23 protein-coding genes and 1 pseudogene are annotated in these 20,550 nt (G+C 62.7%); 12 read left to right on the top strand and 12 right to left on the bottom strand.

Annotated features, from left to right (window positions below; translation table 11 throughout):
- Nucleotides 1-1,317: aldehyde dehydrogenase family protein (locus tag E2583_RS23210; RefSeq protein ID WP_291599096.1), on the top strand; the 1,317-nt coding region annotated here is incomplete at its 5' end.
- Between the two features lie 80 nt (nt 1,318-1,397).
- On the opposite strand, the gene E2583_RS23205 is transcribed toward E2583_RS23210, so the two are convergent.
- The gene (locus tag E2583_RS23205) at nt 1,398-1,610 is read right to left on the bottom strand and encodes a hypothetical protein (RefSeq protein WP_043006220.1); all 213 of its coding nucleotides are present in this window, start codon (nt 1,608-1,610) and stop codon (nt 1,398-1,400) included.
- 237 nt (nt 1,611-1,847) lie between these two features.
- Between E2583_RS23205 and E2583_RS23200 the strand changes: the two genes are divergently transcribed.
- Both E2583_RS23200 and cutA read left to right on the top strand, forming a co-directional pair.
- On the top strand, nt 1,848-2,852 hold the full coding sequence (locus tag E2583_RS23200; protein ID WP_291599092.1) for a 2-dehydropantoate 2-reductase: 1,005 nt from the start codon (nt 1,848-1,850) through the stop codon (nt 2,850-2,852).
- A 42-nt stretch (nt 2,853-2,894) separates the two neighbouring features.
- Nucleotides 2,895-3,269 (top strand): divalent-cation tolerance protein CutA, encoded by a 375-nt coding sequence (cutA, locus tag E2583_RS23195; protein WP_043374920.1) that lies wholly within the window; start codon nt 2,895-2,897, stop codon nt 3,267-3,269.
- A gap of 107 nt (nt 3,270-3,376) precedes the next feature.
- Here cutA and ftsY read toward each other — a convergent pair whose 3' ends face one another.
- Nucleotides 3,377-4,549 carry a signal recognition particle-docking protein FtsY gene (gene ftsY, locus E2583_RS23190; RefSeq protein WP_291599089.1) on the bottom strand — a complete coding sequence of 391 codons (1,173 nt, stop codon included), beginning with the start codon at nt 4,547-4,549 and terminating at the stop codon, nt 3,377-3,379.
- A gap of 64 nt (nt 4,550-4,613) precedes the next feature.
- Here ftsY and E2583_RS23185 point away from each other — a divergent pair, with 64 nt between their 5' ends.
- The 4 genes from E2583_RS23185 (at nt 4,614) to coaD (ending at nt 8,938) form a co-directional block, all read left to right on the top strand.
- Nucleotides 4,614-6,047 carry a pitrilysin family protein gene (locus E2583_RS23185; protein WP_291599100.1) on the top strand — a complete coding sequence of 478 codons (1,434 nt, stop codon included), beginning with the start codon at nt 4,614-4,616 and terminating at the stop codon, nt 6,045-6,047.
- A gap of 176 nt (nt 6,048-6,223) precedes the next feature.
- On the top strand, nt 6,224-7,576 hold the full coding sequence (locus E2583_RS23180) for a pitrilysin family protein (RefSeq protein ID WP_291599087.1): 1,353 nt from the start codon (nt 6,224-6,226) through the stop codon (nt 7,574-7,576).
- Complete coding sequence (gene rsmD / locus E2583_RS23175; RefSeq protein ID WP_291599085.1) at nt 7,573-8,283, top strand: 16S rRNA (guanine(966)-N(2))-methyltransferase RsmD; 711 nt, start codon at nt 7,573-7,575, stop codon at nt 8,281-8,283. Before E2583_RS23180 ends, rsmD begins: the two co-directional genes overlap by 4 nt.
- 160 nt (nt 8,284-8,443) lie before the next feature.
- The gene (gene coaD, locus E2583_RS23170) at nt 8,444-8,938 is read left to right on the top strand and encodes a pantetheine-phosphate adenylyltransferase (RefSeq protein ID WP_291599083.1); all 495 of its coding nucleotides are present in this window, start codon (nt 8,444-8,446) and stop codon (nt 8,936-8,938) included.
- A gap of 4 nt (nt 8,939-8,942) precedes the next feature.
- Here the strand turns inward: coaD and E2583_RS23165 are convergent, their stop codons facing one another.
- From E2583_RS23165 to E2583_RS23145, 5 genes are all read right to left on the bottom strand, one after another.
- Complete coding sequence (locus tag E2583_RS23165; protein WP_291599081.1) at nt 8,943-9,995, bottom strand: putative zinc-binding metallopeptidase; 1,053 nt, start codon at nt 9,993-9,995, stop codon at nt 8,943-8,945.
- Nucleotides 9,996-10,115: 120 nt separating this feature from the next.
- Nucleotides 10,116-10,436, bottom strand: a complete 321-nt coding sequence (locus tag E2583_RS23160) for a BON domain-containing protein (RefSeq protein ID WP_291599079.1) — start codon at nt 10,434-10,436, stop codon at nt 10,116-10,118.
- A gap of 58 nt (nt 10,437-10,494) precedes the next feature.
- On the bottom strand, nt 10,495-11,037 hold the full coding sequence (locus tag E2583_RS23155) for a hypothetical protein (protein WP_367158614.1): 543 nt from the start codon (nt 11,035-11,037) through the stop codon (nt 10,495-10,497).
- A gap of 160 nt (nt 11,038-11,197) precedes the next feature.
- Nucleotides 11,198-11,359, bottom strand: coding sequence for a DUF1328 domain-containing protein (locus E2583_RS23150; RefSeq protein ID WP_003051882.1), 162 nt, complete (start codon nt 11,357-11,359; stop codon nt 11,198-11,200).
- A gap of 169 nt (nt 11,360-11,528) precedes the next feature.
- The gene (locus E2583_RS23145; RefSeq protein ID WP_291599076.1) at nt 11,529-12,878 is read right to left on the bottom strand and encodes a CHASE3 domain-containing protein; all 1,350 of its coding nucleotides are present in this window, start codon (nt 12,876-12,878) and stop codon (nt 11,529-11,531) included.
- A gap of 133 nt (nt 12,879-13,011) precedes the next feature.
- Here E2583_RS23145 and E2583_RS23140 point away from each other — a divergent pair, with 133 nt between their 5' ends.
- Entirely contained in the window at nt 13,012-13,644 is a 633-nt protein-coding gene (locus tag E2583_RS23140; RefSeq protein WP_003051886.1) for a response regulator transcription factor, read from the top strand.
- Nucleotides 13,645-13,702: 58 nt separating this feature from the next.
- Here E2583_RS23140 and E2583_RS23135 read toward each other — a convergent pair whose 3' ends face one another.
- The 4 genes from E2583_RS23135 to gpmA form a co-directional block, all read right to left on the bottom strand.
- Entirely contained in the window at nt 13,703-14,083 is a 381-nt protein-coding gene (locus E2583_RS23135) for a response regulator (RefSeq protein WP_291599070.1), read from the bottom strand.
- Nucleotides 14,084-14,163: 80 nt separating this feature from the next.
- On the bottom strand, nt 14,164-14,952 hold the full coding sequence (locus E2583_RS23130) for a HesA/MoeB/ThiF family protein (protein WP_291599067.1): 789 nt from the start codon (nt 14,950-14,952) through the stop codon (nt 14,164-14,166).
- 75 nt (nt 14,953-15,027) lie between these two features.
- Nucleotides 15,028-16,539, bottom strand: coding sequence for a S41 family peptidase (locus tag E2583_RS23125; protein WP_291599065.1), 1,512 nt, complete (start codon nt 16,537-16,539; stop codon nt 15,028-15,030).
- Nucleotides 16,540-16,666: 127 nt separating this feature from the next.
- The gene (gene gpmA, locus E2583_RS23120) at nt 16,667-17,410 is read right to left on the bottom strand and encodes a 2,3-diphosphoglycerate-dependent phosphoglycerate mutase (protein WP_291599063.1); all 744 of its coding nucleotides are present in this window, start codon (nt 17,408-17,410) and stop codon (nt 16,667-16,669) included.
- Nucleotides 17,411-17,695: 285 nt separating this feature from the next.
- Here gpmA and E2583_RS23115 point away from each other — a divergent pair, with 285 nt between their 5' ends.
- The 4 genes from E2583_RS23115 to E2583_RS23100 all read left to right on the top strand — a co-directional run bounded on the left by E2583_RS23115 (nt 17,696) and on the right by E2583_RS23100 (nt 20,220).
- A complete protein-coding gene (locus E2583_RS23115) occupies nt 17,696-18,103 on the top strand; it encodes a rhodanese-like domain-containing protein (protein ID WP_291599061.1) in 408 nt (135 codons plus the stop codon).
- Nucleotides 18,104-18,176: 73 nt separating this feature from the next.
- Entirely contained in the window at nt 18,177-18,434 is a 258-nt protein-coding gene (grxC, locus tag E2583_RS23110; RefSeq protein ID WP_291599059.1) for a glutaredoxin 3, read from the top strand.
- Nucleotides 18,435-18,634: 200 nt separating this feature from the next.
- A complete protein-coding gene (secB, locus tag E2583_RS23105) occupies nt 18,635-19,093 on the top strand; it encodes a protein-export chaperone SecB (protein ID WP_291599058.1) in 459 nt (152 codons plus the stop codon).
- Between the two features lie 116 nt (nt 19,094-19,209).
- Nucleotides 19,210-20,220: an NAD(P)H-dependent glycerol-3-phosphate dehydrogenase gene (locus tag E2583_RS23100; protein WP_291599056.1), complete on the top strand. Its 1,011-nt coding sequence runs from the start codon at nt 19,210-19,212 to the stop codon at nt 20,218-20,220.
- 128 nt (nt 20,221-20,348) lie between these two features.
- On the opposite strand, the pseudogene E2583_RS23095 reads toward E2583_RS23100, so the two are convergent.
- Nucleotides 20,349-20,550: pseudogene (locus E2583_RS23095) on the bottom strand (EamA/RhaT family transporter); the annotation flags it as partial.

Below are 20,550 nucleotides of genomic sequence, written 5' to 3'. Positions count from 1 at the left end.
GCCGTGGCCGCTGCCACCGCCGCGTTCCCGGCCTGGTCCACCTCGGGCATCCAGGCGCGCTCCGACGCCCTGGACAAGATCGGCACGGAGATCCTGGCGCGCAAGGCGGAGCTGGGCGAGCTGCTGGCCCGCGAAGAAGGCAAGACCCTGCCCGAAGCCATGGGCGAAGTCGGCCGCGCCGGCCAGATCTTCAAGTTCTTTGCCGGCGAATGCCTGCGCCTGACGGGCGAGACCGTGCCTTCGGTGCGCCCCGGCATAGCCGTGGAAATCACGCGCGAGCCCATCGGCGTGGTCGGCCTGATCACGCCCTGGAACTTCCCCATCGCCATCCCGGCCTGGAAGATCGCCCCGGCCCTGGCTTTTGGCAACTGCGTGGTGCTGAAACCCGCCGACCTGGTGCCCGGCAGCGCCTGGGCCCTGGCCGACATCATCCACCGCAGCGGCATTCCCGCCGGCGTCTTCAACCTGGTCATGGGCCCGGGCCGGGTGATCGGCGAGGCCCTGGTCAACCACGCCGACGTGGCGGCCATCAGCTTCACGGGCTCGACCGGCGTGGGCCGCGGCATTGCCGAAGCCTGCGTCAAAAGCGGCAAGAAGGTGCAGCTGGAAATGGGCGGCAAGAACCCCCAGATCGTGCTGGACGATGCCGACCTGAACCAGGCCGTGGAACTGTCGGCCCAAAGCGGCTTCTACTCCACGGGCCAGCGCTGCACGGCATCGAGCCGCCTCATCGTCACCGACAAGATCTACCCGGCCTTCATCGAAGCCCTGCAGGCGCGCATGGCCCAAATCAAGGTCGGTGACGCACGTGCCGCCGGCACCGACATGGGCCCCGTGGTCAGCCAGGCACAGCTGGAGCAGGACCTGGGCTACGTGGAAATCGCCAAGGCCGAAGGCGCCCGCCTGGCCGCTGGCGGAGGCCGCGTGGCCTGCCACACGGGCAGCGGCAAGGACGGCTTTTACATGGCGCCCACGCTGTTCGTGGACACGGAAGCCGGCATGCGCATCAACCGCGAGGAAGTCTTCGGCCCCGTGGTCAGCGTGCTCCGCGCCAAGGATTACGAAGAAGCCCTGGCCCTGTCCAACGACACGCCGTTCGGCCTGTCGGCGGGCATTGCCACCACCAGCCTCAAGTACGCCACGCACTTCAAGCGCCACAGCCAGGCCGGCATGGTCATGGTCAACCTGCCGACGGCGGGTGTGGACTACCACGTGCCGTTTGGCGGTCGCAAGGGCAGCAGCTACGGCCCGCGCGAGCAGGGGCGCTATGCCCAGGAGTTCTACACCACGGTGAAGACGGCCTATACGCTGGCGTGATGCGCTGGTCTGAGCGAGATCGTCGATTGTTGCTTCTCTTTGCCGGGCCTTGGGCCCGGCTTTTCATGGCGCTGTGGGGATCAGCCCAGCAGCGCCGCCCTGATGGTCTTGACACCGTCGGCGTTGTCCCAGACCCCTTCTTCCAGCGCATCGTGAATGGTCTTGTCCAGCGCGGCTGCCAGTTGCTCGCGTGTCTGGGCAGCCTGGGGGCTGGCGTCCAGCACGATGCGCAAGGCGGTGGCCAGTGCCGTGATCTGGGCTGTGAGATTGACGACGGCGGTGTTGGAGCTCATGAGCCGGTCCTTGAAATGTCGATGAACAGGGCAGCTGGCCTGGCGCGCAGTGCGGGGTGCCCAGCTGTCAACGGCCTTCAGTGTCGCGCGGGTGGATACTGCTGTTAACGTATCAACAATGAGCGGCGGCCGCGAAGATCTCGCCTGGTTTCCAGGGGCAAGGTCTTCAGATGCTTTACGGTAAAGCACCGGCAGCTACTGTTTTTGAGAGTTCTATAAGACAGGAGAGACAAGAGCATGAGCCTGAAGAGAGTCTGTATCTACGGTGCCGGCGCCATTGGCGGCTGGCTGGGTGTGGCGCTGGCCAGGGCCGGCTGCGAGCTGAGCGCCGTGGCGCGGGGCCAGACGCTGGCTGCGCTGCAGCACAACGGCCTGACGCTGGTGCATGGCGAGGAGCGCGAGACCGTGGCCGTCAATGCGCAGCAGGACCCGGCCGCCCTGGGCGTGCAGGATCTGGTAGTGATTGCCGTCAAGGCACCCTCCATGCCCGATGTGGCCCGTGCCGTTGCCCCGCTGATCGGCCCGCAGACCCTGGTGCTGACCGCCATGAACGGCGTGCCCTGGTGGTTTCTGGCCGGTGGCGTGGATGCAGGCCTGCGCGGCCTGCAGCTCAAGGCCGTGGATCCGCAGGGCGAGATTGCGCGCGCCATTCCTACCGGGCAGGTGCTCGGGTCGGTGGTGCATGCCAGCTGCTCGCTCGACGCGCCGGGCGTGGTGCGCCGGCATTTCGGCAACAGCCTCATCGTTGGCGAGCCAACGGCCCTGCCCGGCGATGCGCCCACGCCGCGCCTGCTGGCACTGGCCGATCTGCTGCGCGCGGGCGGCATCGAGGTCCGACTCAGCGACAACATCCAGCGCGACGCCTGGTACAAGCTCTGGGGCAATATGACCATGAACCCCGTCAGTGCGATCACGGGCGCGACCACGGACAGGATTCTGGGCGATGAGCTGGTGCGCAACTTCATCACGGCCGTGATGCTGGAGGCCCGGGAAATCGGCGCGCGCATCGGCCTGCCGATTGCCGACAGCCCGCAGGACCGTCATCAGGTCACGCTCAAGCTGGGCGGCTTCAAGACCTCCATGCTCCAGGATGTGGAAGCCGGCAAGCCGGTGGAGCTGGACGCCCTGGTGGGCGCCGTGCGCGAGATGGGTGCCATGTGCGGCATGAGCACGCCGTTCACCGATGCCCTGCTGGGGCTGACGCGGCTGCGCGCGCAGCAGCTGGGTCTGTATCCGGCGTAAGGCAGTGGCGGGCAGGGCGGTCTTGGGCCTAGACTAGGCTGCATGAGCACCACATCTACCCAGACCGCCACTCTCAAGTCCGCGTCCGCGCAGGACAGTCATTGGGCCACGCTGTGCGTGGTGACGACCACCGTTGGGCATTCGGCCGAGGCCGAGGACATGGCGCGGGCGCTGGTCGCGGCCAAGGCTGCGGCCTGTGTGCAGACCGAGCGCATCACCTCGTATTACGAGTGGGACGGCGTGCTGCAGACCGCTCCCGAATGGCGCCTGACCTGCAAGACCCTGCCCGAGGCACTGCCACGGCTGACTGCGCTGCTGCGCAGCCATCACAGCTATGAAGTTCCCCAGATCACCATGCGCACCGAGCGCTGCCTGAACGACTATGCCAAGTGGATCAAGCAGCAGGTGCAGCTCTGAAGTCTGAATAAAAAAGGAGCGCCTTGCGCGCTCCTTCATTGGGTTTCAGTGCTGAATCTATCTGAAAACTCGATAGATAAATCGCTGGCAGCTATGGTTCTTGTGCTTCAGGACAGCAGGGCCTGGGCGAACTCGCGTGCGCTGAAGGTTTCCAGATCCTCGATCTTCTCGCCCACGCCGATGAAGTAGACGGGCACGGGGCGCTCCTGCGCAATCGCGGCCAGCACGCCGCCCTTGGCCGTGCCGTCGAGCTTGGTGACGATCAGGCCCGTGAGCTGCAGTGCATCGTCGAAGGCGCGCACCTGGGTCAGGGCGTTCTGGCCGGTGTTGCCGTCAATCACCAGCAGCACCTCGTGCGGCGCCGTGCCGTCGGCCTTGCTCACCACGCGCTTGATCTTCTTGAGCTCTTCCATCAGATGCAGCTGCGTAGGCAGGCGTCCGGCCGTATCGACCAGCACCACATCCTTTTTGCGGGCCTTGCCGGCGGAGACGGCATCGAAGCTCACGGCGGCGGGGTCGCCACCGTCCTGGCTGATGATTTCCACGGTGTTGCGATTGGCCCAGACGCCCAGCTGCTCGCGCGCGGCAGCGCGGAAGGTGTCGGCGGCGGCCAGCAGCACGGACTGCTCTCCGTCGGCAAGATGCTTGGTCAGCTTGCCGATGGACGTGGTCTTGCCCGCACCGTTGACGCCGGCCACCATGATGACGGTCGGGGTGTGCTCGCCGATGGTCAACGGTTTTTCCAGGGGCCTCAGCAAATCGGTCAACGCATCGGCCAGCAGCGCCTTGACGGCTGCGGGCTCGGTGGTCTTGGTTTCCTTGACGCGGCGCTTCAGGTCTTGCAGCAGATGCTGGGTGGCCTTGACGCCGGTGTCGGCCATCAGCAGCGCGTCCTCCAGCTCTTCATAGAGCCGGTCGTCGATCTGCGTGCCGGTAAAGACGGTGGCGATGCCGGAGCCGGTCTTGCGCAGACCGGCTTTCAGGCGTTCCATCCAGCCTTGACGGGAATTCGGGGCTTGCGGCTTTGCGGTAGGCTCGGGGGGGGCTACAAAATCCTGAGTGGCAGGCAGATCTTCGCCGGCCTTGGCGGTCGCACCGCCGCCAAAGGGCTTGCGCCACCAGGCGCTGCTGCCACTATCGGCAGGCGCAGCAGGCGTATCCTGTGGAGCGGGCCTGGTTGGCGCAGCAGACGCAGACGCAGGCGCCGCGGTTGTCTCGGCAGCGGGCGTGGTGTTCACCGCATCGGGTGAACTGGGCTTTTTCTTGAAAAAACTGAACATTGGCGGGTTTTTAGAATCGCATCATTCTATGAAACATGTACGCGCACTCCCTGTACTGGGCTTAATGGCCTGTTTGAGCGCTGGGGCAGCCTTGGCTGCGCCGGGCGCATCGTCGCAACCTGTGCCTGCTGCTGCCACGGCGGCCGCGCCGCAAGTGCAGCAGTTCACGCTGAAGAACGGCATGCAGCTGATCGTGCTGCCCGACCGGCGCGCGCCCACGGCCGTGCACATGGTCTGGGTACGTGTGGGCTCCATGGACGAGGTCGACGGCACCACGGGCGTGGCCCATGCGCTGGAGCACATGATGTTCAAGGGCTCCAAAAGCGTCAAGCCCGGAGACTTCTCGCGTCGCGTGGCGGCGCTGGGTGGCCAGGAAAACGCGTTCACCTGGCGTGACTACACCGGCTATTACCAGCAGATTCCGTCCAACCGTCTGGAAGACGTGATGAAGCTGGAATCCGATCGTTTTGCCAACAACCAGTGGCCGGACTCCGAATTCAAGAAGGAAATCGAGGTCATCAAGGAAGAGCGCCGCATGCGCACCGACGACCAGCCGCGCGCCATGCTGATGGAGCAACTGATGGCGGCCACCTTCATGGCCTCGCCCTATCGCCGCCCCGTGGTGGGCTGGATGAGCGATCTGGACTCCATGACGCCCGGCGATGTGCGCGACTTCCACAAGCGCTGGTATGTGCCGTCCAATGCCGCTGTGGTCGTGGTGGGGGATGTGAATGTCAACCAGGTGCGTGCCTGGGCCGAGAAGTATTACGGCAGCATTCCCGCGCGCGCCCTGCCCCAGCGCAAGCCCCAGACCGAACCCCGGCAGATCGGCGTGCGCCGCATCGAGGTCAAGCAGCCGGCCGAGCAGGCCTTTATCGCCATGGCCTATCGCACGCCCACGCTGAAGAGCGTGGACAAGCTGCAGGCCGAGGACAGGGATGCGCTGGCGCTGCTGGTCCTGTCCGCCGTGCTGGACGGCTATGACGGGGCCCGCCTGGAGCGCGCCCTGGTGCAGGGCGAAGGTCAGGCCAACGGCCGTGTGGCCGATAGCGCCGGCAGCTCGGCCAACATCATGGGGCGCGGGCCCAGCCTGTTCATGCTGACCGGCGTACCGGCCCGGGGCAAGACCGTGGCCGATGTGGAGGCCGCCTTGCGCGCCCAGATCAAGAAGGTGGCCGAGGAGGGCGTGCAGGCTGACGAGCTGGAGCGCGTCAAGACGCAGTGGATGGCCTCCAACGTCTATGAGCGCGATTCCGTCATGGGCCAGGCCCAGAACCTGGGCAACTACTGGATCCAGAACATGCCGCTGGATGCCGAGGACAAGCTGCTGGCCGAGCTGCAGAAAGTCACTTCCGATGACGTGAAGGCGGTGGCCGCCAGGTATTTCGGAGACGACCAGCTCACGGTCGGCACCCTGGTGCCCCAGCCGCTGCCCGCAGGCGCCAAGCCCCAGCGCCCCATGTCCGGCAAGGCCGAGGCCGGCGGTTCGGTGCATTGAGATGCAAGACCCCCTGAGCCGCTTTGCCTGGGCGGCCCCGCGCCTTGCCCTCTCTCCAGCGCTGCGTGCTGCAGTCGAGGGACGCAGCCTTCGCAGCGCGACGGCCCTTGCCGGGCTGCTCGCGCATGGGGCAAACCCCCGCTGATGCGGCGTCATGGAAAACTGAGGTTGAACACATGAAAACTATGAAGAAGATAGCTGCTGGTGCTTTTGTGGTGAGCGCTGGCATGGGTTTTCTGACCCAATCCGCATGGGCCTTGCTGCCGATAGAGCACTGGACCCAGCCCAGCGGTGCCCAGGTGTGGCTGGTGCAAAGTCCCGGCATTCCCATGGTGGATGTGCAGGTGGATTTTGACGCCGGCAGCCGCCGTGACCCCGAGGACAAGCAGGGCCTGGCGGCGGCCGTTGCGATGATGTCTTCCAAGGGCATCAAGGCGGCGGGCGATGCGCCTGCGCTGGATGAGAACGGCCTGGGCCAGGCCTGGGCCGATCTGGGAGCCAGCTTTGGCGCCAGCGCGGGGCGCGACAGCTTCAGTTTCGGCCTGCGCACCCTGACCGTGCCCAAGCTGCAGCAAAAAGCCGTGGCCCTGGCGGCGCGCCAGATCGCGTCTCCCAGTTGGCCCGAGGCCGTGTGGCAGCGTGACCGCGAGCGCTGGAGTGCCTCCATCAGGGAAGCCGACACCCGTCCCGGCACCGTGGCCTCCAAGGCCTTCCGCAAGGCCGTGTTCGGTAGTGCGCCCTACGGCTATCAGACCACGGTCGACAGCCTGGGCCGGATCGATATCTCTGCCATGCAGGATTTCCACCGCAAGCTGATTGCAGCCTGCCGCGCCAAGGTCAGCGTGGTGGGAGCGGTCAATCGCCAGCAGGCCGATGCCATGGTCAAGCAGTTGCTGGGGCCGCTGCAGGCCACCAATGGCAACGACTGCCCGCCGTTGCCTGCCGTGAGCAAGGTTCAGGACCTGGAGCAAGCCAAGGTCGAGAACATCCCGTTCGAGTCGGCCCAGGCCCAGGTGCTCATCGGCCAGCCCGGCATTGCGCGCAACAACCCCGACTTTCTGGCCGTGATGGTGGGCAACCATATTCTGGGCGGGGGCGGCTTCACCTCCCGGTTGATGGAGGAGGTGCGTGAAAAGCGGGGGCTGACCTACGGGGTCTCCAGCGACTTCTCGCCGGGACTCGATCGCGGCGCGTTCATCATCGGCCTGCAGACCCGACCCGATCAGGCGGCCGAGGCGCTCAAGGTCTCTCAGGACGTGCTGCGCAAATTCATTGCCGAGGGGCCGACCGACAAGGAACTCAAGGCAGCCAAGGACAATCTGATCGGCGGCTTCGCCCTGCGCATCGACAGCAACCGCAAGCTGCTGGGCAACGTGGCCAACATCGCCTGGAATGGCCTGCCGCTCGATTATCTGGAGCACTGGACCGATCGCGTTCAGGCTCTGACCACCAGGGACGTGAAGGAGGCGATGCAGCGCATGGTTCAGCCCGAGCGCATGGTCACCATCACTCTCGGAGCCAAGCCATGAGCCGCAGTGCCATCAAGCTACACACCCCCGCAGGCCGCAAGGCGCTGGACAAGATGATTCACGAGTCCGAGCGCAAGGCGCAGGAGCTGGCGGCCAGCCGCCCGGCCCGTCCCGGAGCCAAGGCTGCCCAGCCTGCCGCCGCCAAGCCGGCGGCCACCGGGGCTGGTGAAATCCGCATCATCGGCGGGCAATGGCGCCGCACGCGTCTGGCCGTGGCGCAGAAGCCCGGGCTGCGGCCCACGCCCGATCGCGTGCGCGAGACCCTGTTCAACTGGCTGGGCCAGGACCTGAGCAACTGGAAATGCATCGATGCCTTCGCGGGCACGGGGGCACTGGGTTTCGAGGCCGCATCGCGCGGTGCCAGCAGCGTCATCATGAACGAGCAGGATGCCGCCCTGGTGCAGCAGCTGCAGCGTCTTCAGCAAAAGCTCGATGCCAGGATGGTCAAGGTGCAGCGCGGCGATGCACTGAGCTGCCTGAAGACCGTGGCGGGGCAGGATCTGATTTTTCTGGACCCCCCATTCGGGCAGGCCGAGCTGTTCGAGCCCGCGCTCAAGGCCGCCACGGCGGCCCTGAATGAAGGCGGCTTCATTTATCTGGAAGCCCCAGAAGCCTGGGTCGAGGATCGCCTGCTGGAAATGGGGCTGGAGTTGCACCGCTATCTGAAGGCCGGCGCCGTCCATGCGCATCTGCTGAAGAAACAGTAGCAATTGTCTTCCGAACCGGGAGCTGCTGGCGCTTCGGGCAGAGGCGCGAGCAGCTCTTTTTTGCATGGGGCAGCGCTTCGCAGGCCTGAATGCATAATCTCTTCACGCTGCACTGCAGCAGCCCTCACCCTCATCAAGACCCGCAGGAGAGAGATACGCCATGAGCCAGGACCTGATTGCTGTTTACCCCGGAACCTTTGACCCGATCACGCTGGGGCATGAAGATGTGGTGCGCCGGGCTGCACAGCTGTTTGGCAAGGTCATCGTGGCGGTGGCGGCAGGTCATCACAAAAAGACGCTGTTTTCGCTGGAGGAGCGCATTGCCATGGTGCGCGAGGCCTGCGCCAATTATCCGCAGGTACAGGTGGAGAGCTTTGACGGGCTGCTGGCGCATTTTGTGCTCGCACGTGGCGCCAAGGCCATGGTGCGCGGCCTGCGCGCGGTGACGGACTTTGACTATGAGTTCCAGCTTGCCGGCATGAACCGCACGCTGATGCCCGAAGTGGAAACCGTGTTCCTCACGCCCAGCGATCGCTATCAGTTCATCAGCTCCACCTTTGTGCGCGAGATTGCCACGCTCAATGGCGATGTGGACAAGTTCGTCTCCAAGGGCGTGCATGCACGACTGATGGCCAAGGTCGGCCGCAATGCCTGAGTCATCAGTCTCTGCGGCCCGTCAGCCCGCCGCGGTAGCTGCTGATGGTCTCATGGACGAAGCGCAGCTTGTCCCAGGCAGGGCCGGAAATCGCGAAAGGGTAGGCGTCGCCATGGCCGAGGCTGCGATTGAGGCTGTTGTGCAGGAGTGTGAGCGGCACCCACTGGGATTGCATCACTGCAAAGTCGGGCGGTAACGGCCCCAGCGGATTCACGATGCGCTGCTGGCCCGCGCTGGGGATGTCCGGAACGGTAATGCAGGTCCCGTAGCTGGCTGCGGTCTCCAGCAGGTCCACCATGTGCAGGTAATGGGCCCAGGTTTCCGCCCAGTCCTCCCAGGGATGCGCCGTGGCATAGGCGCTGATGAACTGGCTGCGCCAGCGGTTGTCCAGCGGGTCCTTGTCATAGTAGCGCTGCAGTGCCAGCGCATAATCCTGATTCTCATGGCCAAACAATGCTCTGAAGCGTTCCAGATGCGCGCTGTTGGCGATCAGCTGATCCCAGTAGAAGTGGCCTGATTCATGGCGCAGATGTCCTATCAGTGTGCGATAAGGCTCGTGCAGGGCCTGGCGGCGCTTGGTGCGCTCGTCGTCGTCGGCCTCGACCACATTGAGCGTAATCATGCCGCTGGCATGGCCGGTCATCACGGGGTTCTGACCGGGCAGGTCTGCAAGCAGGGAAAAGCGAGGCTCGGCCATGCGATGCCCATGCGGGTCCACCAGGCCTAGTCTGGCCAGGGTGTAGAACAGCCGTCGCTTGGCGACCTCGATCTTGGCCCAGCGCATTTGGTTGGCAGGATCGCTATCGTCGGGCAGCCATTCCGTCTGGCGGCAGGAAACGCACAACGGCTGTGGGTCCGAAGCCTCGATCGCAAAATTGCACAGGCTGATGTCGTGGCGGTGGGCGCAGGGGCGGTAGCGGGCGTCGGGGCCGGTTGGCGGCAGAATCCCGACGCGCAGCTGGTCGGGCAGAAAAGCCTGGCTGGCACCGCAATGCACGCATTGCAGGCTTTCGAAATAGATCAGATGGCCGCAGGCCTCGCATTGGAAAACTTGCATGCGGACACTTTAATGGCGAAGACGGTCGCCCGGGTGTAGGAAAAAACAAAGCCAGCGTCAACGCTGGCTTCGAGGTGGGACGCATGGCCCTCAGACGGAGCCTGCTTCAGGTGTCCATCATCATGGCCTGACCACAATGCTGTTGCGCACTTCGCGCACATGCTTGGTCGTGCGGGCGATTTCGCCGGCACGCGCTTTTTCTGCTTCGGATTTGGCAAAGCCCGACAGCTGCACGGTGCCGTTCATGGTTTCCACGCTGATGGCGGTTGCCGAGACGGCCTTGTCTTCGGCCATCTTGGCCTTCACCGCAGTGGTGATGCCGGCGTCGTCCACATAGGAACCCACAGTCTGCTGGTCACGGGCCACCGAACACGCGGTGGTCGCCAGGACGGTCGTCGCAGCAACCAGACTGAAAGCCAAAGCACGAGTCAGATTCTTCATATGGTTCTCCCTTGGTTTTGAAACGGCGCAAAGAACGCCTGCGAAAAGCGGCCGAGAGTCACTTCCTGCGCGAGCGGCCGAGAAAGAATGCCGTCGCCAGAGCCGCGCCGGTGGCGGCGGCGATCAGCACGGAACGACCGGGCTGCTCGGTCACATACTTGGTGGTTGCATCCGCTGCGGTGTTGAACTGGCGGCGAGCGCGATGCGAGCTGTCCGCCCAGAAGTTGATGCTGCGCTCGGCCAGATCCTGGGCGCGGTTGGCCAGATTGTCGATCAGCGGATTTTCGCTGTCGTCCAGATTGCGCATGTGGCGCCCGGTGGAGTCGATGGCCTCGGAGGCCGTGCGGCGTGCGCGGCGAGCGGTATCCTGAACCTTGTCGGCGATGTCCTCCGCCACATCCCTTGCTTCATTCACCATTTTCTGGGCTGCCTGCTTGCCGGAGTCCACGGCATCGTCCGCTGCATCTGCCATCTTGTGTGCAGCATTCTGGGCAGTTTGGGCGGTATGCTTTGCCGCGTCCTTGACGTCAGCAGCCACATCCTTGGCGGCGCCCTTGAGATCTTCAACCGTGTCCTTGGCGTCTTTTACGGCTTGGCTCATTGTTTGGAACTCCCTGAAATCTAGAAATTTTCGTGACGGCGTGCAGTAACGCCAGTCTGCGTAACTCCGCCTTGTGCAGGCAGGAGTTGAGGGTGATCATGGCGAATACCAGTGGTTTGTGCAATGTGAAAGAACAAAGTTCTACACATTCGGTGCGTGGCTATTTCTTTACCAGGCCCATCAGGAAGGTGATGACGGCCATGACCAGGAACACAAAGAACAGGATCTTGGCAATGCCGACGGCGCTTGCAGCAATACCGCCGAAACCGAACACTGCAGCGATCAAGGCAATCACCAGAAAGACAATGGCGTAGTGCAACATGGTTTTCTCCTTTCGAATGCAGACCGACAACCTTTGCTGTGCGGCCATGCGTTGACTTTAGAGAACTGGGCAGCCCGGGCCTGACGGTGAGCTTCTGGCCCCTGGGTCGGGGTATTGAGAGACAGCCGTGTAGGACGGCATCGACTTGCGCGGTCGATGCGACCCGGTTTCAGGCATTGGCGGCGCTCAGGGGAATGACCGCCGAAATGGTGGTGCCCTTGCCGGGCTGCGAGGCCACGGTGAGCCTGCCGCCCACGGCTTCGACGCGGTGCTTCATGCCTGCCAGACCGTGGGAGTTGGGGCGCATGCTGGCCGGCTCGAACCCCTGACCATCGTCCTGAATCTGCACGGCCACATAGGTCGGGTAGTTGTGTACCGTGACAATGACATGGCTGGCCCTGGCGTACTTCCCGATATTGGTGAGGGACTCCTGCACGACGCGATAGACCGTCAGCTGCGTGGACTCGGGCAGATCGACCTGCTCCAGACTGCATTCCACCTCGATGTTGCTGCGATCGCCGAACTCCCGGGTCAGGATTTCCAGGGCGGTGGTCAGGCCCAGGTTGGACAGCGACGAGGGGCGAAGGTCCTCGATGATGCGGCGCTTGAGTGCAATGCCGCTGTTGAGGGTCTCGATCAGATGGGTGACGCGTTCCGAGACCTCGGGTGCCGAGGTGTCGATCTTGGACTTGAGCCGCGCAACATCGAGCTTGGCTGCGGTCAGCAGCGAGCCCAGTTCATCATGCAGCTCACGTGCCAGGTGCGCGCGCTCATCTTCACGTACCTGCTGCAAATGGGTCGCCAGTTCGGTCAGTGCCGCCGTGCGGTCGCGCACCACCTCCTCCAGGCGATTGCGTTCGTCGCGCTGGATCTCCTGCTCGCGCTGATGAGAGTGCTGCAGGGCATTGGCCTGTCTCAGGTACATGAAGAATCCCAGAATTCCGAGTGCCGTCACGGTCGCAATCCCCAGGCGCGACAGCCCCAGCGTCTGTTCGATATCCGCGAGATTGGACTTGACGCGCTGGTCGATGCTCTCCATCAGGGTCTTGATGTGGCCCCGTATGGCATCCATGTTTTCCATGCCCACATCGGTGAACATCACGAAGCGCCATGCTTCGTCGTTGCCCTGGCGATACAGGCGCAGGCTCAGCTCCATCTCGCTGGTTTTGCGTTCGACCTGGCGGGCCAGCGGCGTGAAGGTGGCCAGCTCCTTGGGGTCCATGATGAAGATGTTGCGCAGTTCGTCCATGCTGCTGCTGATGGCGGCGGAGGCGGAGTTGTAGGGCTCGAGATAGCGCTCCTCGCCCGTCAGCAGGTAGCCGCGCAGACCGGTTTCCGCATCCAGCATCTGCTGCATCAGCAAGCTGAGCTTGGCCCGGGTGCTTTGTGTCCTGGTGAGAGTGTCCAGGGCCTGCAAGGAGCGCTTATAGCCTGCCTCATTAATGCTAACCATTAAGACTGCCGCAATGACTGCGATCGTCAAACTGACTGCAATTTTGCGGATATGGGTCCAGCGCATCTACATCCTCTCACCGACAAGGCAATTACCTGATATTCTGCGTAACCGTAGCGTCAACGTCTGACATCATAGTGCGGGTCTTAAAATGTTATGCGCCCTGGAGACGAGCGCGGTTTCATGAAAAGAGGTGTTCATGATAAAAGTAGGCATAGTGGATGACCATGCGATCGTCCGCTCGGGATTACGCCAATTCCTGTCGGAGCATGTGGACCTGAGGGTCGTGGGAGAGGCCGGCAATGGACGGGAAGCCATTGACTTGGTCCGGGAACATGAAATCGACGTGTTGCTGATGGACTTGTCCATGCCCGGGCAAAGCGGCATCGATGCCCTGGCCATGCTCAGGGCCAAGGCGCCCGATATGGGGATCCTGATACTGAGTGGATACCCTGAGGAGCATTACGCCATCAACCTGATTCGTCAGGGAGCCAGCGGATATCTCAACAAGGAGTGCGATCCTCAGGATATTGCCGAGGCCATCCGCACCGTGGCCCTCGGCAGACGCTATCTGACACCGGCGGTGGCCGACCTTCTGGCTCAGCAGCTCAACCGCAAGGATGATGTGCCCGCACATGAGCAATTGTCGGAGCGTGAGTTTCAGGTGTTTCTGAAGCTCGCGCGCGGCGAGACTGCCGGGGATATTGCGAAATCGCTTTCCTTGAGCGTGAAAACAGTGAGCACTTACCGGACCAGGCTCATGGAGAAAATGGGTCTTTCCTCGAATAGTGATCTGACCTACTATGCGTTGAAAAACCGCCTGATCGATTAATGGGGCTGCAATAAGAAAAGGCTTGAAGGTTTCAAGCCTTTTTTACTTTTTGTTAATATCAGGAATTGCTGGTATTCAGATCCATACAGAAATCGATTAGCGCATCGATCTCATTGGACTTGTCAAATACGGCATCCGCATTGAGTTCCAGGCAACGTTGCCGGATGTCGGCAGTTGCATAATTGCTCAGTACCAGCAGCTTTTTCTGCCGCGATCGGTGCTGGAAGCTGGTGACAATGCCAAGACCGCTGCCTTCTCGCAGGAACAGGTCCACGATCACAAGGTCCCAGGCATCCGGATTGTGGCTGAGCCAGCGTACGGCATCGGCTTCGGTCTCGGCCACCCCCACTGCTTCCACATCGGCAAGCTCCGCCATCGTCGCAATCAGGTTGTCGCGAATCGTGGGGTTGTCTTCAACAAAAAAGGTACGCAGTTTCACGACGGTAGCAAGTTGAGGTAGGTGCCATGGATCAAGCTGTGAGAGTTGGTCAGTTCTCGGTATGGGCAATCGGTGACGGCCTATGAAAAATCATTGTATTGATGTTTTTCGTGATTTGTGCTTGGCGTTCCGCAGATATCACAGGTTTTAACCCTAGCAATTTTCATCCTACTCCACTCCATGGAACGTGCATCAAGCATTTGAAGTTGTCCGACAGAAGATCGGCCGAAACCGACAATCAGCTTCAGCGCCTCCGCCGCCTGCTGGGTTCCGATCAGTCCGACCAGGGGGGCAAAGACGCCCATGGTCGCGCACTGGACCTCTTCGAATTCCGCCTCTGGCGGAAAGACGCATGCATAGCAGGGACTGTCGGGGTTGCGCGGGTCAATGACCATCAGCTGGCCATCGACGCGGATGGCCGCACCTTCGATCAGGGGCACGCGATGGCGCACGCAGGCCGCATTGATGGCCTGGCGGGTCCTGTAGTTGTCGGTGCAGTCCAGCACGATGCTGGCCTCGGGCAGCAGCTCATCAAGCAGGCTGTCGGTCGCACGCTGCTGGATGCAGCGCATTTCGATGCCGGGATTGATGGCATGCACGGCGGTGCGAATCGATTCCACCTTGGGCATGCCTATGCGCTCGGTCGTGTGGGCAATCTGGCGCTGCAGATTGGTCATGTCCACGACGTCGTTGTCGACGATGGTGATGCGGCCCACACCTGCGGAGCCCAGATAGAGTGCGGCAGGCGAGCCCAAGCCGCCGGCACCGATGATCACGGCATGCGTTGAGAGAATGCGTTCCTGGCCTTCGATGCCGATTTCGTCGAGCATGATGTGACGGGAATAGCGCAGCAATTGATCGTCATTCATCGGTTTGCGTCCATGGTTCCAAGAAAAAAGCCGGGCAAGCCCGGCTGATTTTGAGCGGGTCTGACAACCCGGTGCTTATTTTCTGCTCTTGTCGGAGTCACCCTTTTCGGGGGCTTTCTTGTCGGAGGGCTTTTTGTCGGCAGCCGTCGCATCCCCGGGCTTTTCTTCGGCCTTGCGCTCGGTCAGGGTCTTGCTGACCTTGACGGGCTGGCCCTTGAGCTTGTTGAGTGCCTGTTGCAGCTGGAAGTCCTTGTCCGAGCCGAACTCGGGCAGACGGCGTTCGGCTGCGGGCTTCTTGGCTTCCTCTTCCAGGCGTTTGCGGGCTTCCTCACGCGCTTTTTCCAGAGCTTCGTTCTTGACTTCGGTGCCCTGTCCGCTGGACAGGTGCTTCTCCAGGTCTGCTTCGCGCATGCCCAGTGCGGCAAACAGGTCGCCGTCTGCCGTCTCATCCACCATCACGTCGGGCACGATGCCCTTGGCCTGTATGGATTTGCCACTGGGCGTGTAGTAGCGTGCCGTCGTCAGCTTGAGAGCTGTATCGGGGCCCAGAGGACGCACGGTCTGCACCGATCCCTTGCCGAAGGACTGGCTGCCCATGACGGTGGCACGCTTGTGATCCTGGAGTGCGCCGGCCACGATTTCGCTGGCAGAGGCCGAGCCTTCGTTGACCAGAACCACCAGGGGCAGCTTTTTCAGGGCTGCAGGCAGGCGCTGCAAGGGATCGCCAAAGCCGCGTTGGGCATAGAACTCGGGCGAGGCCTTGTAGACGGCCTTGCTTTCAGCCAGCTGGCCGTTGGTGGACACCACGGGCACATCGGGCGGCAGGAATGCGGCCGAGATGGCGACGGCCGCATCCAGCAGCCCGCCGGGATCGTTGCGCAGGTCAAGCACCAGGCCCTTGAGATTGGGCTCCTGCTTGTAGATTTCCTCGACTTTGCGCACAAAGTCGTCCACGGTGCGTTCCTGGAACTGACTCAGGCGAATCCAGGCGTAGCCGGGTTCGACCACCTTGCCCTTGACGGACTGGGTCTTGATCTCTTCGCGGGTGATGGTGACGGGGAAGCTGCGGCTTTCATCCTTGCGCAGGATGTTCAGGCGCACCTTGGTGTTGGGTTCGCCACGCATGCGCTTGACGGCGTCATTGAGCGTCAGGCCCTTGACGGCCGTGTCGTCGATCTTGGTGATCAGGTCGCCGGTCTTGAGGCCGGCACGGAAAGCGGGCGAGCCTTCGATGGGGGAGACGATCTTGATCAGCCCGTCTTCCATGGTGATCTCGATGCCGACCCCCACGAACTTGCCGGAAGTGCCTTCCTTGAATTCTTTGTAGGTCTTCTTGTCGAAGTACTGGGAGTGCGGGTCCAGGCTGGAGACCATGCCGGAGATGGCATCGGTGATCAGCTTCTTGTCGCTGACCTGCTCCACATAATCGGTCTTGATCAGGCCGAAGACGGCCGACAACTGCTGGATTTCTTCAAGTGGCAGAGGTGTCACACCCCCGCGGGCCAGCGTCTGCAGGGATACGGTGGTCAACGCACCGGCGACCACGCCCACAGAGATCCAGCCTGCAATTTTGATTTTTTGACCCATAGCACCCCTTAAACCATTCGCAATATACACCTTCGACGGCAGAAGGCCCACGAGGTTCCATGAGCCTCTTGCGGTGTCAGCCCGGTTCAGGCTGCATCAGCGGTCCGAACCGGGGTGGTGAAAGGTCTCAGGCCTTGCCCTGGGCCGCGACTGCCGCTGCGGCCTTGGCGGCGGCTTCGGCATCGCCCAGGTAGTAGTGGCGGATGGGCTTGAGATCGGCGTCGAGCTCATAGACCAGAGGAATGCCGTTGGGCACGTTCACGCCCACGATCTTGTCGTCGGCGATATTGTCCAGATACTTGATCAGGGCGCGGATGGAGTTGCCGTGAGCGGCCACCACCACGCGCTTGCCGGCCTTGATGGCGGGGGCGATGGATTCGTTCCAGAACGGCACGACGCGCTCGACCGTGTCCTTGAGGCACTCGGTCAGCGGGATCTGCTCGGGCTGCAGCTTGGCATAACGCACATCGCTGCGCTCGCTGCGCGGGTCGGTGGCTTCCAGGGCAGGAGGCGGGACGTCGTAGCTGCGGCGCCAGACCAGCACTTGCTCGTCGCCATACTGCTTGGCCATATCGGCCTTGTTCAGGCCCTGCAGGCCGCCATAGTGGCGTTCGTTGAGGCGCCAGCTGTGCACCACGGGCAGCCAGGTGCGGTCCATTTCGTCCTGCACGTGCCACAGGGTGCGGATGGCGCGCTTGAGCACGCTGGTATAGGCCACATCGAAGTCGTAGCCTTCTGCCCTGAGCAGTTGGCCGGCCTTCTTGGCCTGTTCGACGCCTGTGGCAGTCAGATCCACATCGGTCCAGCCGGTGAAGCGGTTTTCAAGGTTCCAGGTGGATTCACCGTGGCGGATCAGAACGAGCTTGTACATGGATTCTCTCAAAGTAGCAAAGCAGTAATGACACAAAGTCAAAAGCGTGCATTTTAGGGGCAGGGCTTTGTCCGGGCTTGAGGCAAGGAAAGCCGGGCCGGGCGCGCCCCGGGCGGCTGGCAATTCCTGTGGGGCTCTTCGGGGATTGCGCGGAGCAGGCACTTGCGTTGTGCACCTTGTCAGCCGTGGCGATGGGCTTGCGGACTGCAGGCCTGTGGCGTGCTGCCGCAGCCCATGTGCATGCCTGCCTCTAAAATCGTTCGGTTTGCCATCCCAAGGAATGACGTGAAATTCATCATCGATAACTGGTATTTGATCCTGATTGCCGTGGCTTCGGGTGTGATGCTGCTGCTGCCCGCACTGCGCGGTGCGACCGGCGGTTCCCTGTCGGCTGCGGCTGCGGTGCACCTGATCAACCGCGAGAAAGCCGTGGTGCTGGACGTTTGCGAGCCTGAGGAGTTTGCGGCCGGCCATGTCAACGGTGCGAAGAATCTGCCTCTGAGCCAGCTGGAGGAAAAGCTGCCCTCCACCGTCAAGAACAAGCAACTGCCCGTGGTGCTGGTGTGCGCAACGGGCGCCCGGGCCGCGCGTGCCGAGGCCGTGGCCAGGAAGCTGGGTTACGAGAAGGCCCAGGCATTGGCGGGTGGCATGAAGGCCTGGCGCGATGCGGGCCTGCCGGTTGAAAAAGCCTGATCCGGCTCCAATTGAGAAGACCGATGATTGCAGCGCTGCATGCTGCAGTGCAAAAACACCAAGGAAATTGCCCATGCAAGCCGTGAAGATGTACACCACCGCCGTGTGTCCCTACTGCATTCGTGCCAAACAGATCCTCCAATCCAAGGGCGTGGAGCAGATCGAGGAGGTGCGCATCGATTTCGATACCGCCGCCCGCGAGCAGATGATGCAGACCACCGGCCGCCGTACCGTGCCGCAGATCTTCATCGGCGATACCCATGTGGGCGGTTGCGACGATCTGATGGCACTGGATGCGAAGGGCGGACTGATGCCTTTGCTGCAAGGCTGATGCATTGGCTGCGCCAATGTTGTCCTCCGACAGGAATTCGCACTTTGTGCGGACTGCCGGAATGCGGCCATTGGCGCTCACTGCATAATGCAAAGTGCTATTTTCTTGGAAATGCCTGCTGTGAGGATAGCTGCGTGCTGATTCTCCGTGCAGGCATTTTCATTTCCCCCTCAAGATTTTTCTGAAAGACCAAGCTCATCATGGCCGAACAAGACAACAGCCCCGTGTTCCAGATCCAGCGCGTGTATCTGAAGGACCTGTCCCTGGAACAGCCCAACTCTCCCGCCATCCTGCTGGAGCAGGAGCAGCCCAGCGTGGACATTCAACTGGGCGTGGAAGCCACCCCCGTGGCTGAAGGCGTGTACGAAGTGGCCGTGACTGCCACGGTTCAGACCAAGATCCAGGAAAAGACCGTGTTCCTGGTCGAGGCCAAGCAGGCCGGCATCTTTGAAATCCGCAATGTGCCGGAAGACCAGATGGGCGGTGTGATCGGCATCGCCTGCCCCCAGATCATCTATCCCTATCTGCGTGGCAATGTGGCCGATGTGGTGACCCGTGCCGGCTTCCCTCCCGTGCATCTGGCCGAAATCAACTTCCAGGCCATGTACGAGCAGCAGCAAGCCGCCGCCGCACAGGCCGAAGGTCAGCTGCCCCAGTAAGCGGACGGCAGTTGCCGATTCCTGCGATGTGCAAGAATCGGCGGCCTGGCAAAAAAGAGGCCCTGGAGGCCTCTTTTTCTTGCGGGTTGTGCGCAAACTGCTATCAAAATTCAGGTATGAAAATTCTTGTCATCGGCGCTGGCGCCTGGGGTACTGCCATGGCCATCAGCGCGGCCACCCATCCGCAGCAGGGCCGCGTCAGTCTCTGGGCGCGAGACCCGGCGCAGGCCCAGCGAATGCAGACCGAGCGCGCCAACAGCCGCTATCTGCCGGGCATCCGCTTTCCGGATGCCCTTGCGGTGGTCAGCGGCGATGTGATGGCCCATGTGGCAGATGCCGATCTGATCGTGCTGGGCACGCCCATGGCGGCGCTGCGCCAGTGGCTGGGCCAGCTCAAGGACTGCCACCGACCCGTGGTCTGGCTGTGCAAGGGCTTCGAGGCCGTGGCCGCCGATGCCCCGGCCGGCAGCTATGGGCTGATGGCGCATGAAGTCTGCCAGCAGGTGGCGCCGCAGCTGCAAAGCGGTGCGCTCAGCGGCCCCAGCTTCGCGGCCGAGGTGGCGCGCCAGCAGCCTACGGCTCTGGTGGCAGCCAGCGCCCATGAGGGCGTGAGCGAGCTGCTGGTGTCGGCCTTTCACGGCGAGGCCATGCGCGTCTATGCCAATCAGGACATCGTGGGCGTGGAAGTCGGCGGAGCCGTCAAGAATGTGCTGGCCATTGCCACGGGTCTTTGCGACGGCCTGCAGCTGGGGCTGAACGCGCGCGCGGCCCTGGTCACGCGCGGCCTGGCCGAGATGACGCGCCTGGGCGTGGCGCTGGGCGCGCGGGCCGAGACCTTCATGGGCCTGTCCGGCCTCGGCGATCTGGTGCTGACCGCCACCGGCGATCTCTCGCGCAACCGCAAGGTGGGTCTGTTGCTCGCCGAAGGCAAGAGCCTGGAGCAGGCCGTGACATCGCTGGGCCATGTGGCCGAGGGCGTCTACAGTGCCCGTACCGTGCTTGCCCGGGCGCGCCAGGTCGGCGTGGAAATGCCGGTCACCGAAACCGTGGTGGCGCTGCTGGACGGGCGGATGCCGGTCACCGAAGCTGTGCAGCACCTGATGGTGCGCGATCCGCGCGGCGAGTAAGTCCATAAAACGATAGCTGGCAGCGCTTGGTATTCATAGATTTCAGATGACTTTCTATCTGAAGGTCAATGGGTGCAGGCGGTGGCAGCGATTGTTTTCTATGGCGCTGGCCGTTGGATTCAGGCGCGCTATTTCGTCTCCCTGATGCTGAGCCAGGCACTCGCGGCTCCGCACAGCGCAATGACGACCATGCCCAGCACGGCCCATTGGTCGGGGATATGGCCGTAGACCATCCAGCCTGCCAGCAGCGCGCAGGGAATCTGGCTGTAGAGAAACGGCGTGATGGTCGCAGGCTCGGCTTTTTCATAGGCCTTGAGCAGCATCAGATGT

It is taken from the genome of Comamonas sp., from assembly GCF_009360615.1.
Taxonomy (GTDB): Bacteria; Pseudomonadota; Gammaproteobacteria; order Burkholderiales; family Burkholderiaceae_C; genus Comamonas.
The sequence above is the reverse complement of the archived record's forward strand: the minus strand, read 5'-3'. Positions and strand labels throughout refer to the sequence as shown.

Bases quoted from the DNA above. Each gene is read 5' to 3' on its own strand.
- E2583_RS23205 (WP_043006220.1), bottom strand. From the start codon at position 1,610: ATGAGCTCCAACACCGCCGTCGTCAATCTCACAGCCCAGATCACGGCA.
- E2583_RS23200 (WP_291599092.1), top strand. From the start codon at position 1,848: ATGAGCCTGAAGAGAGTCTGTATCTACGGTGCCGGCGCCATTGGCGGC.
- cutA (WP_043374920.1), top strand. From the start codon at position 2,895: ATGAGCACCACATCTACCCAGACCGCCACTCTCAAGTCCGCGTCCGCG.
- ftsY (WP_291599089.1), bottom strand. From the start codon at position 4,549: ATGTTCAGTTTTTTCAAGAAAAAGCCCAGTTCACCCGATGCGGTGAAC.
- E2583_RS23185 (WP_291599100.1), top strand. From the start codon at position 4,614: ATGGCCTGTTTGAGCGCTGGGGCAGCCTTGGCTGCGCCGGGCGCATCG.
- E2583_RS23180 (WP_291599087.1), top strand. From the start codon at position 6,224: ATGAAAACTATGAAGAAGATAGCTGCTGGTGCTTTTGTGGTGAGCGCT.
- rsmD (WP_291599085.1), top strand. From the start codon at position 7,573: ATGAGCCGCAGTGCCATCAAGCTACACACCCCCGCAGGCCGCAAGGCG.
- coaD (WP_291599083.1), top strand. From the start codon at position 8,444: ATGAGCCAGGACCTGATTGCTGTTTACCCCGGAACCTTTGACCCGATC.
- E2583_RS23165 (WP_291599081.1), bottom strand. From the start codon at position 9,995: ATGCAAGTTTTCCAATGCGAGGCCTGCGGCCATCTGATCTATTTCGAA.
- E2583_RS23160 (WP_291599079.1), bottom strand. From the start codon at position 10,436: ATGAAGAATCTGACTCGTGCTTTGGCTTTCAGTCTGGTTGCTGCGACG.
- E2583_RS23155 (WP_367158614.1), bottom strand. From the start codon at position 11,037: ATGAGCCAAGCCGTAAAAGACGCCAAGGACACGGTTGAAGATCTCAAG.
- E2583_RS23150 (WP_003051882.1), bottom strand. From the start codon at position 11,359: ATGTTGCACTACGCCATTGTCTTTCTGGTGATTGCCTTGATCGCTGCA.
- E2583_RS23145 (WP_291599076.1), bottom strand. From the start codon at position 12,878: ATGCGCTGGACCCATATCCGCAAAATTGCAGTCAGTTTGACGATCGCA.
- E2583_RS23140 (WP_003051886.1), top strand. From the start codon at position 13,012: ATGATAAAAGTAGGCATAGTGGATGACCATGCGATCGTCCGCTCGGGA.
- E2583_RS23130 (WP_291599067.1), bottom strand. From the start codon at position 14,952: ATGAATGACGATCAATTGCTGCGCTATTCCCGTCACATCATGCTCGAC.
- E2583_RS23125 (WP_291599065.1), bottom strand. From the start codon at position 16,539: ATGGGTCAAAAAATCAAAATTGCAGGCTGGATCTCTGTGGGCGTGGTC.
- gpmA (WP_291599063.1), bottom strand. From the start codon at position 17,410: ATGTACAAGCTCGTTCTGATCCGCCACGGTGAATCCACCTGGAACCTT.
- grxC (WP_291599059.1), top strand. From the start codon at position 18,177: ATGCAAGCCGTGAAGATGTACACCACCGCCGTGTGTCCCTACTGCATT.
- secB (WP_291599058.1), top strand. From the start codon at position 18,635: ATGGCCGAACAAGACAACAGCCCCGTGTTCCAGATCCAGCGCGTGTAT.
- E2583_RS23100 (WP_291599056.1), top strand. From the start codon at position 19,210: ATGAAAATTCTTGTCATCGGCGCTGGCGCCTGGGGTACTGCCATGGCC.